Below are 10,098 nucleotides of genomic sequence, written 5' to 3'. Positions count from 1 at the left end.
GGTCGAAACGATCGTGGCGGCGAGCCTCGGGGTCTTCTCGAACTTGCTTTTCATCGTCGTGGTGGCACTGTTCATGGCTGTCGACGCCATGTCGTACGACGCTCGGATGAACAGGCTCGAGCGGTTGCGGCCGGACATCGCTCGAGCGTTTTCCGCGTTCTCGGGGGGAACTCGTAGCTACCTGCTGGTCACCACGGTGTTCGGCCTGATCGTCGCGATACTCGACGGTGTGGCCCTCTGGATCCTCGGGATCCCCTTGCCCGTTCTGTGGGCGCTGTTGGCGCTCATCACCAACTACATCCCTAACGTGGGTTTCGTCATCGGTGTCATCCCACCGGCACTGCTCGCACTGTTGCAGGGCGGACCGAAATCGATGATCATCGTGATCGTCGTCTACAGCGTTCTCAATATCGTCATTCAGTCGATCATTCAGCCTAAATTTGTCGGCGACGCAGTGGGTCTCTCGGTCACCCTGACATTCCTTGCGTTGATCTTCTGGACGTGGGTGCTGGGACCGTTGGGAGCGGTGCTGGCCATCCCCGTCACGCTGCTGGCCAAAGCATTGTTGGTCGACATCGACCCGGCGACTCGATGGGCTGATCTGTTCCTCGGTGGGGCACCGACGGAACCGGCCGAGAAGGTCGAAAGTGTTGGAGAAAACCAATGAATCGATTGATTCCGGATTCTCAGCGCCGAACACTGGAGGAACTGGACGACCGGCTCGACCTGTCAACCGGTGACGCGAATGCCAAACGGTCCGCCTTCTGGATGATGTTGACGCTGTCGGGGGTGATCGCCGTCGCCGGTGTCGTATCTGATTCGACGGCCACGGTCATCGGGGCCATGATCGTCGCTCCGCTGTCGACGCCCATCCTCGGAATCGGTCTGGGAATCGCAACGGGGAAGGGTGCACTGATACTGCGGAGCTCGGCATACGTCGCGGCGGGCGTCGTCCTCGTGACGGTTTTGGGCTTCGTCTTCGCGCACGTGCTGCCCAATCCGTCGAACGTGTTGACCAACTCGCAGGTACTCGGCCGCACGTCTCCGACTCTGATGGATCTGACGGCAGCGTTGGCGACGGGGCTCGTGGGCGCCATCGCAATCACGAGGAGGGACGTCGGAGATGTACTCCCGGGCGTCGCGATCGCAATCTCGCTCGTGCCGCCGTTGGCTGTGGTGGGCGTGTGCCTCGGATCCGAATCACCGGCCATGGCTCTGGGGGCGTTCGTCTTGTTCGCCTCGAATGTGGTCGCCATGGTCATCACCGCGACGGTTCTACTCGTCGCAGCAGGGTACGGCCGTGAAGCCGAACGGGCTGCGAGGGCTCAGCGCCGTGCGTACGCGGTGCTCGCTGCGGCATTATTTCTGGTCGCGCTCCCCATGGTCGTCAATTCGCTGTCCTCGTTGTGGGCAGGACAGATCGCTGGTGCAACGGAGCAGTGGCTCGCTGATACGCCGGGCGCGGAGGTCATCGACGTCACGTGGCAGGGCAGAACGGCGACCGTCGCCGTTCTCGGTCCGCAGGTGCTGCCCTCTTTCGACGAGCTCGAGTCCTCGATAGACGCGCTGGTTCCGTGGAACCCCGACATCCAGATTGTGCACACCGTCGGGAGCCGGCTGGTCGGTGAGTGAGCGCACCGTTCATCCGTGGGAGATGAGGGCAGTTTCGGAGGGGAGGTCGAGAGTGGACCGAGCAGACCGAGACGGTTCGATCGAGGAGTCACATGAGCGGGATCGTGGTGTTGCTGATCGGAGCGCTACTGTGCTTCTACGGTATCCGTTCCGTGAACCTGGCCGTGCTGGCAGTCGGATTCGGGCTCGGGTGGTTGATCGCAGACCTTTTCCAGCCTGCGCTGTCCGTGCTGTTCCTGTTCGGATTCGTGGGAGCGTTATTGACCTGGGTCATCACGACTTTGGTATTCAAGTTCTCCGCGTATGCGATTGGCGGGCTTGCCGGCGCGATGGCCGGCGCGCGGATTGCCGACGTCCTGCAACCGGGTGACAACAACTGGGCCCTGAGCGCCATCGTCGTGTTGGCTATTGGTGTCGCGGCCGCTTTTCTGGCCGACAAGTACCGGGCCCGAGCACTGCTGTGGCTCACCTCCATCGGCGGCGCCAGCATGATGCTGAACGGGATCGGCCGCATGGCGGACTGGCTCGACTTCTTGCGAAACCCCGACGCCGGATGGCAGCAAGTAACGTCGACGCTCGCCTGGATCGCATTGGCGGTGGCAGGGTGGATCGTGCAGCGACACCTGTTTGCGGACAAGCTGAACGTACGTAATACGTTGCTGGGCAACGACGACGCAGAGAAGGGGTCGAACGGGTAGTTCGGCGCGAACTCTTCGACGCTGAAGCTGCTCAACCGATGAGTTGTTGTTCGGCGCGGGCGAACTCCTCGTCGGACAGGACGTCCGAGGGGTGGACGTCGCCCAGCTGCGTCAGCTTGGTAGTCAAGTCGTCCCTCCCCGCCCGCCGCAGGCTCGAGCCCGACGTCATGGCGCGTCGGAGGGACCAGCCATTATGGCGACGGCCAGGCGCACGTGAATTGCACGGTCTCGCGGCCGGGGGACCTCACCTGCAACGCAGCTGCAGCAGAGGCCGGGCCGGTATACACGTGGCGTACGAGTACTCGAGAATGAGTGAGTCGTTGCGTAGCGGAAGGCCGGTCGTCTTACCGGACTCACCTGATCCGAACGGGACGAACAGCGCGTTGGTCTGCCTCTCGGACGTGCAGGTCTATTCCCGTCGGAGTGTCCTCGAGGTGAGCTGCGTAGCTCGTTCACCCTGTTCGGATGACACTCTGATTCAGGTGTGATTTTAGGCTGAGTTACACGAGTCGACGCCCGGTTGAACCGCTGAGCGACTCCCTACTTCAAGGAGCTCAACCATGATCGATTCATTTTGGGAGCTAATGTGGTACACGCTGATCGTGTTCGCATTTTTCGCCTATCTGATGGTGCTGTTTCAGATCGTCGCGGACTTGTTCCGTGATCGCACCATGTCGGGTGTCGTCAAGGTGCTCTGGATCATTTTGCTGGTCGTGGTTCCGTACCTCACTGCTTTCGTCTATGTGATCGCGCGAGGTCGCGGCATGACCGCGCGCCAGATCGAGGCTGTGGAGTCTTCTAAGGAGGCAACCGATCGGTACATCAGAGAAGTGGCCGGCAAGTCGTCCGCCGAACACATCGCCGATGCCAAGGCGCTGCTCGACGCAGGCACCATCAGCGAGAACGAATTCGATACGCTGAAATCAAAAGCGTTGCGGTAGTGAGATTGTGCACTCTGCGGTCACGAAGGGGCAGTGTGGCATCGACACTTGTTGCCGCCTGAAGGGCCTCGTCTCGGCTGCCTGCCCGCTACCGCGGCAGCACGACAATGACCGTCAGCTTGCAACCGAGGCGACTCGCACGCCCGTAGGGCCGCAGCGAGCTGCACCGGGGCTGTGCGACGCTCGGATTCGTGAAACCGACGCTGCTTCGAGCTGCCATCGGTGCGCACCTGATCGGGTCGAGAGGAGATTCGGCATGACCCCGCGAGGGGGGCGACGCAACAGGGCATCGACAGAAGGAGCATTTCAATGAACGCGATAGTTGTAGAAGTCCATCACATCGTGCGGCGCATGCACGGGACCCAGCACCGGCATCGCAACCACCATAGTTGCCGTTTTCGTCGGCGCAGTCACGTGCACGCGCTCCTCGGTGAGCATCATCGGCTGCGGTGACGGCGGCGCGACCATGCATAGCGAGACCGAGACGTGGCTCGGCCGATGTGGTCCTACCGTGCGAATCATTGTGCAGTGCAGTGCAGTGCAGCGCAGCGCAGCGGGTGGCTGGCCCCACGCGCATCCTCGCCACCAGTTGCCACATCGCACCCGACCGTTCGGCCCAACGGGGTAACAGGCCGATCGAACACCGAGCGCTACTCCCGCCTGGTTTTGCCGTCATCCATGCTCCCGCGACCGAGACTATTTTCCTCGTCTTGAATATCCTCGACTGAAGGATTCCATCAGCCCTGCCCGCCAACGATTCACTTCCAATTGCGCGAGGGTCCGAACATGCAAGCGCTCCATGTTGTTTCGGGCGGGCGACCGGTTCCGACGGATCGGATCCCGTTCCTCCCGAAGATTAGGTAGCGGTGTTCGACAACGATGGAACGCTCTGGTGTGAAAAACCGCTGCCGATCCAGCTCGGCTTGGTCCTACGCCGCTTGGTGGTCATGGCCGACGAAGACCCCGCCGATCCTCGCGGCCGGAAAACAGCAACGGAGACATCGCGATGCTGCACTTCTCTGCCTTACATGCGTGGACCTGCCGCCCCGAAAGCTCGACGAACCATCCCTCGACCGGAGATGTGGCCGCCCATGAACGTTGCCGGTGCTGCTCCTGATTCTAGTTGGAGCCCTTGCATTTTCGTCGGTACTCGCACGGTATACGCGCAGTGAGGTGCTCGACACCGACCGTTACGTGCAAACGATCACCTCACTGGGGTCGAATCCGGTGATGCACGGAGAACTCGCCGATCAGATCACCAACGAGATCATGACTCGCCTCGACGTCGAGAACACCACCGCCGAGGCCTTGAGTCGATCACCGAGAACGCGCCCCGCGTGCCACCTGCAGTGATCGGCCTGGCGCCGGTAATCGCCGATCAAGCGCAGTCTTTCGTGCGCAGCACGGTGATGTCGATGCTGACCACCGATGAGTTCGATGCCCTCTGGATCCAGGCCAACCGGGAAGCCCATCGAGGACTGGTCGCGGTACTGACCGGCAACGCCCGGGCCGCCATCGAAATCAGCGACCAGGGCGACGTGAGCAATTCACTCGGGCCGATCATCGACACGGCCCGCGCCAAGCTGACCGATCGCGGATTCGCGTTTGCCGAGAAGATCCCGACGATCGACAAGCAGTTCGTGTTGTTCCAGTCTCCCGAATTGGTCAGAGCGCAGAAGGCGACGTCGGCGCTGAACGAAGCTTCTGCCGTACTGCCGTGGTTGACCCTGCTGATGGCCGCCGCTGCGGTCTGGGCTGCGCCGAAAGGCGCCCGCCGCCGCACCGCGGCGGTGGTCGGTGTCAGCGTAGCGGTGGCGATGGCACTGCTGGCGGTGGCAATCAGCATCGGACGGTCCATCTACCTCGGGGCTGTGCCGGCGGACGTGCTGTCGCCGCAGGCCGCCGCGGTGCTGATCGACACCTTTCTTCTGCCGCTTCGGACCACACTGCGCGCGGTGTTCGTGCTGGCCGTGGTCATTTCAATCGCCGATTTCCTCACCGGCTCCTCCGGGTCCGCGACCGCGGTCCGTGCTGCGTACAGAAAGGCTGTCGATGCGGTGCGCGCCCCGAATGAGGGCCGGGCGCCGTATCCCATCGAATCCGCGGTGGCGAAGTTTCGTACTGCGCTGCGAGCGCTCGTCATCGCGACCGCGGTGATAACCCTGGTGTTCTGGCGATACCCCTCCGGAGTGGTCGTGGTGGTGATCGTGCTTATCGCGGTGGCCATGTTGCTCGTGGTGGAACTGGTGGCCCGGCCCGCGTTGATCGAATGCGACGTCGAAGTCGACGATGCACCGCATGGATGAGAGTTGTTGTCGTGGAACCGATGCCCGTGGGTCACATGCTGGTGGACGGTGCCGCGGCGGCGGGCACGTGTCGCCGCAGCGCCCCAGACTCATCCGAAACGGATGACTGCATCGTGGGAAACGCAGCCCACACTTGTAACAAGCTACCTACTACTGGGCGAAGGGGACACCATGACTGCTGATTACGATCGCCATCCGGTCAGACAGGGAATCGCCGGCGGTACCACGATCGCGACCGCCATCTTGTTGCTCACTGGATCTGTTCTGGCTGTACTGCAAGGAATTTCGGCTCTGGCCAAGGACGACGTCTTCGTGGCCGGCCCGGAATACGTCTACAGGTTCGACCTCACCACATGGGGATGGATCGTTACTGTCCTCGGCGTGATCGGTGCACTGATCGCAGTCGGCTTGTTCACCGGCGCAATATGGGCGCGGGTGGCGGCGATCGTGATCGCGGCCCTGTCGATCGTGGCCAATTTCATGTGGCTCCCGTACTACCCGTGGTGGTCGATCGTGGTCATCGCTCTCGACCTTCTAGTCATCTGGGCCGTCTCGACCTGGCAACACGACTAGCCCATATCTCGAAAGGAATCTGCCACATGCCCGCACTCGATCTCGATGATCTCGGCCCTGTCGACTATCTGGTCATCGAATTCCCAGCCGACCGAACACCCGATGGATCGGCCCTGCCCTACCTCGTCGACCTGGTCGAACGAAACCTGATCCGTGTCCTGGATCTGAGTTTCGTTCACAAGGATCTCGACGGATCGGTGGGCGGGGTGGAAATCGAAGATCTCGGACTCACCGGCGACTTCGATGTCACATTGTTCGCGGAGGCGAAGAGCGGGCTGCTCGACGTCACCGATCTCGACGGGGCCGCATCCGTTCTCGAACCAGGATGCTCTGCCGCGATCCTGGTCTACGAGAACAGCTGGGCCGCACCGTTTGCCACCGCGCTGCGCCGCAACGGGGCACAGCTGGTCGCGACCGGTCGAGTCCCTGTGCAGGCCCTGCTTGCCTCCCTCGACTCGCTCGATGCCCAACCAGCCCAACCGCAACGTTAGGAGTCACATCATGCCGGGTCTACTTCGCGGGATCGCTCGCACAGCTGCCGTGGCGGGAACTGCAACCGCCGTCTCCAACCGGGTATCGCGGCGCCAGGGCAACCGTTGGGCTGCAAAGGAACAGCAGCAACCGCAGGGAGCGGCGCAGCCGCCACCGCAACAATATGCACCGGCCGCCGCCATGCCGGTGTCGAGCGTCGACCGCCTCAGCGCCCTCACACAGCTCGGTGAGCTCAAAACTCAGGGCGTTCTCTCCGAGTCGGAATTCGCGACCGAGAAAGCCAGGATTCTCTCCACCTGAGGCGCAACGATGCCGCTGCCGCAGAACCGGATCGGTGATCACACGCAGCAAGCACCACGCAGCGGCTGCGTGACCGCAGTGATGGACCGATGAATAGATCACGCAGGTACAGGGTGCTCGCATCGAGTTTCCGAGCACCGCCAAAACATTGCTCAATCGAGCAGGGCAAGGAGCCAGTCATGGCGGACAAGTCGAATGCGCGTCGCGCAAATCTACCCACACCTGATCGTCAATATCTGGGCTTGGTGACCTATGACGCCAAGGACCCGGACACCACGTTCCCTCCGATCGAACCTCTGCTGCCACCTGAAGGCGCGCCGAACGTGTTGATCGTGTTGCTCGACGATGTCGGCTACGGAGCAGCCAGTGCCTTCGGGGGGCCAGCGAATACCCCGACCGCCGAGCGCCTGCAACGCGGGGGATTGACTTACAACCGTTTCCACACCACGGCGTTGTGCGCACCGACGCGGGCTGCACTTCTGAGCGGACGAAACCATCATTCCGTCGGCATGGGAATGATCACCGAAACTGCGACATCGGCACCCGGGTCATCGGGTCTGCGACCGAACACCAAAGCCGCATTGCCGATGACGTTGAAACTCAATGGATACTCGACCGCTCAATTCGGTAAATGCCACGAAGTTCCACCCTGGCAGACCTCACCGGTGGGACCCTTCGACTCGTGGCCCACCGGCGGCGGGGGCTTCGAACACTTTTACGGCTTCATCGGCGGTGAGAACAACCAGTACTACCCTGCCCTTTACAACGGGGTCACACCGGTCGAACCGGAAGGAACTCCTGAGGAGGGATATCACCTCACCGAAGATCTCGCCGACCGTGCCATCGACTGGGTGCGTACCCAAAAAGCGCTCGCGCCGGAAAAGCCGTTCTTCCTCTATTTCGCACCCGGGGCCACACATGCCCCACACCAAGTTCCCTCCGAATGGGCGGACAAGTATGCCGGCAAGTTCGCCGACGGCTGGGATGCTCAGCGCGAGGCGATCTTCGCCAAGCAGAAAGAATTCGCGGTGGCGCCCGAAGACGCCGAATTGACTCCCCGCCCGGAGGCTATTCCCTCGTGGGACGAGATGAGCGATGACCTCAAACCCGTTCTGGAACGCCAAATGGAAATCTATGCAGGCTTCCTCGAACACACCGATCACCACGTGGGCAGGGTTGTCGACGCCATCGAGCACCTCGGTGCACTGGACAACACACTGATCTACTACATTATCGGTGACAACGGTGCCTCGGCCGAGGGAACGGTCAACGGCGCCTTCAACGAAATGGCCAACTTCAACGGTCTGGCCGCCCTCGAGACGCCGGAATTCATGGCCGAGATGAAGGACAAACTCGGCGGCGTCGACGCCTACAATCACTATTCGGTCGGCTGGGCGTGGGCGATGTGCACCCCGTTCCAGTGGACCAAGCAGGTCGCCTCCCACTGGGGTGGGACCCGAAACGGCACCATTGTGCACTGGCCCGCCGGGGTCACCGGGCAAGGTGAAATACGTTCGCAATTCAGCCATGTCATCGATGTCGCACCCACGATTCTCGAGGCCGCCGGCATACCGGAACCCACGTTCGTCAACGGGGTCCAGCAGTCACCGATCGAGGGCACCAGTATGGCCTACACCTTCGACGACGCCGACGCACCTGAGCGACACGACCTGCAGTACTTCGAGATGGCCGGCAACCGGGGCATCTACTTCAAGGGCTGGAGCGCGGTCACCCGGCACAGCACTCCCTGGCTACCCAACGAGGAGCTCCCCGCTCTCGACGACGACGTATGGGAACTGTACGACGGCACCACCGACTGGACCCAAGCCCGCGACCTGGCACGAGAACAGCCTGACCGGCTCGCAGCCCTGCAGCGGCTCTGGCTCATCGAGGCTGTGAAATACAACGTCCTTCCCATCGACGATCGCCGGTTCGAACGGCTGAACCCGACCATCGCCGGACGTCCGCAGCTGATCGAAGGCACCACTCAGGTCCTCTTCCCCGGAATGAAACGACTCAGCGAACACAGCGTCATCGATATCAAAAATCGGTCGTTCAGCGTGACCGCAGCAATCGAGACCCCGGCCACCGGCCCCACCAACGGCGTAATCATCGCGCAAGGCGGACGGTTCGGCGGGTGGGCACTCTACTTGCACGACGGGTATGCCTCCTTCGTCTACAACCTGCTCGGCATGATGGAATACACCACCACCGCAACCGAACCCCTTCGCGCTGGCAAACGCCAGATCCGCGCCGAGTTCGCCTACGACGGCGGCGGACTGGCCAAAGGCGGAAATGTCACCCTTTTCTATGATGGCGCAATCGCGGGAACCGGGCGCGTCGAGCAAACGCAACCCATGGTCTTCTCCGCGGACGAGACCACCGACATCGGCGAGGACTACGGCATGCCCGTCAGCGCGGCCTACGCCGGTGCGAGCAAGTTCAACGGCCGCATCGACGTCGTTCAGATCGATGTCGGCGACGACGATCACTCGCACCTCATCGACCCGTATGAGATTGCCAGAGTAGCGATCTCGCGCCAGTAGCCACGCGGACAAGGGAGCGAAAGCGACCGGGTGCGACCACGCGGAAAGGCGGGCCGATGATCGGGATCGCCCTGACGTTCCTCGGTGCTCGAATCATCGACTTCGGGCACTGGATCCACGAAGTCCTGGTGCTCCATGAGGGAAACGGGGCGACGCCACCATGACATGGGCGTTTCCCTCGATCGCCGGGATTTTGCTCGTCTTCGCAGCGTTGTCCGGACGCATCGCCGGTACCCCGGTCTCGGCTCCGATCCTCTTCACCACCGCCGGACTGATCCTCGGCGTTCACGGCGCTGGACTGATCGACATGGACGCCGCGGGGGAGACCGTCAAACTGCTCGCCGAGGTGACACTCGCACTGGTGTTGTTCGTCGATGCCTCACGGGTGGATGTCGCCGCACTGCGTCTCCAAATCTCTATCCCCGCCCGACTCCTCGGGTTCGGGCTACCCCTCACCATCGCCGCCGGGTTCGGTGTCGCAGTGCTGGTGTTCGGCGACCTCGGCGTTCCCGAAGCGCTCTTGCTTGCCGTGATTCTTGCGCCCACCGACGCCGCACTCGGGAAGGCAGTGGTAACACTTCCGGGTTTGCCGGTGAGAGTGCGTCAAGGC

Annotated in this window: 11 protein-coding genes and 1 pseudogene; all 12 read left to right on the top strand. The window is 62.3% G+C overall.

Going from position 1 to position 10,098, the window contains the following annotated elements:
• Positions 1-667 (top strand): AI-2E family transporter (locus tag WBQ44_RS04950; RefSeq protein ID WP_495565622.1); only part of this gene is annotated, 667 nt, incomplete at its 5' end.
• Positions 664-1,632: a TIGR00341 family protein gene (locus WBQ44_RS04945; protein ID WP_495565621.1), complete on the top strand. Its 969-nt coding sequence runs from the start codon at positions 664-666 to the stop codon at positions 1,630-1,632. The genes WBQ44_RS04950 and WBQ44_RS04945, both read left to right, overlap by 4 nt.
• A gap of 92 nt (positions 1,633-1,724) precedes the next feature.
• Positions 1,725-2,330: a DUF4203 domain-containing protein gene (locus tag WBQ44_RS04940; protein ID WP_495565620.1), complete on the top strand. Its 606-nt coding sequence runs from the start codon at positions 1,725-1,727 to the stop codon at positions 2,328-2,330.
• A 560-nt stretch (positions 2,331-2,890) separates the two neighbouring features.
• Positions 2,891-3,271: a hypothetical protein gene (locus tag WBQ44_RS04935; RefSeq protein ID WP_495565619.1), complete on the top strand. Its 381-nt coding sequence runs from the start codon at positions 2,891-2,893 to the stop codon at positions 3,269-3,271.
• Positions 3,272-4,038: 767 nt separating this feature from the next.
• Positions 4,039-4,233, top strand: a pseudogene (locus WBQ44_RS04930) (haloacid dehalogenase-like hydrolase); the annotation flags it as partial.
• Between the two features lie 211 nt (positions 4,234-4,444).
• Entirely contained in the window at positions 4,445-4,624 is a 180-nt protein-coding gene (locus WBQ44_RS04925) for a hypothetical protein (protein ID WP_495565618.1), read from the top strand.
• Positions 4,609-5,577: a hypothetical protein gene (locus tag WBQ44_RS04920; RefSeq protein ID WP_495565617.1), complete on the top strand. Its 969-nt coding sequence runs from the start codon at positions 4,609-4,611 to the stop codon at positions 5,575-5,577. The genes WBQ44_RS04925 and WBQ44_RS04920 overlap by 16 nt, the downstream gene beginning before the upstream one ends.
• 171 nt (positions 5,578-5,748) lie before the next feature.
• Positions 5,749-6,150, top strand: a complete 402-nt coding sequence (locus tag WBQ44_RS04915; protein WP_495565616.1) for a DUF7144 family membrane protein — start codon at positions 5,749-5,751, stop codon at positions 6,148-6,150.
• Between the two features lie 26 nt (positions 6,151-6,176).
• Positions 6,177-6,641, top strand: a complete 465-nt coding sequence (locus WBQ44_RS04910; protein ID WP_495565615.1) for a DUF6325 family protein — start codon at positions 6,177-6,179, stop codon at positions 6,639-6,641.
• A gap of 10 nt (positions 6,642-6,651) precedes the next feature.
• The gene (locus tag WBQ44_RS04905) at positions 6,652-6,942 is read left to right on the top strand and encodes an SHOCT domain-containing protein (RefSeq protein ID WP_495565614.1); all 291 of its coding nucleotides are present in this window, start codon (positions 6,652-6,654) and stop codon (positions 6,940-6,942) included.
• Positions 6,943-7,121: 179 nt separating this feature from the next.
• A complete protein-coding gene (locus WBQ44_RS04900) occupies positions 7,122-9,488 on the top strand; it encodes an arylsulfatase (protein WP_495565613.1) in 2,367 nt (788 codons plus the stop codon).
• A 160-nt stretch (positions 9,489-9,648) separates the two neighbouring features.
• A partial coding sequence (locus WBQ44_RS04895) for a cation:proton antiporter domain-containing protein (RefSeq protein ID WP_495565612.1) occupies positions 9,649-10,098 on the top strand: 450 nt, incomplete at its 3' end.

It is taken from the genome of Rhodococcus sp. (in: high G+C Gram-positive bacteria) (assembly GCF_049591685.1).
Classification (GTDB): Bacteria; Actinomycetota; Actinomycetes; order Mycobacteriales; family Mycobacteriaceae; genus Rhodococcoides.
Note: the sequence above shows the minus strand (reverse complement) of the source record. Positions and strands in the feature narration are given on the sequence as shown.

Coding starts and splice junctions, on each gene's coding strand:
- WBQ44_RS04905 (WP_495565614.1), top strand. CDS start 6,652: ATGCCGGGTCTACTTCGCGGGATCGCTCGCACAGCTGCCGTGGCGGGA.
- WBQ44_RS04910 (WP_495565615.1), top strand. CDS start 6,177: ATGCCCGCACTCGATCTCGATGATCTCGGCCCTGTCGACTATCTGGTC.
- WBQ44_RS04940 (WP_495565620.1), top strand. CDS start 1,725: ATGAGCGGGATCGTGGTGTTGCTGATCGGAGCGCTACTGTGCTTCTAC.
- WBQ44_RS04900 (WP_495565613.1), top strand. CDS start 7,122: ATGGCGGACAAGTCGAATGCGCGTCGCGCAAATCTACCCACACCTGAT.
- WBQ44_RS04935 (WP_495565619.1), top strand. CDS start 2,891: ATGATCGATTCATTTTGGGAGCTAATGTGGTACACGCTGATCGTGTTC.
- WBQ44_RS04915 (WP_495565616.1), top strand. CDS start 5,749: ATGACTGCTGATTACGATCGCCATCCGGTCAGACAGGGAATCGCCGGC.
- WBQ44_RS04945 (WP_495565621.1), top strand. CDS start 664: ATGAATCGATTGATTCCGGATTCTCAGCGCCGAACACTGGAGGAACTG.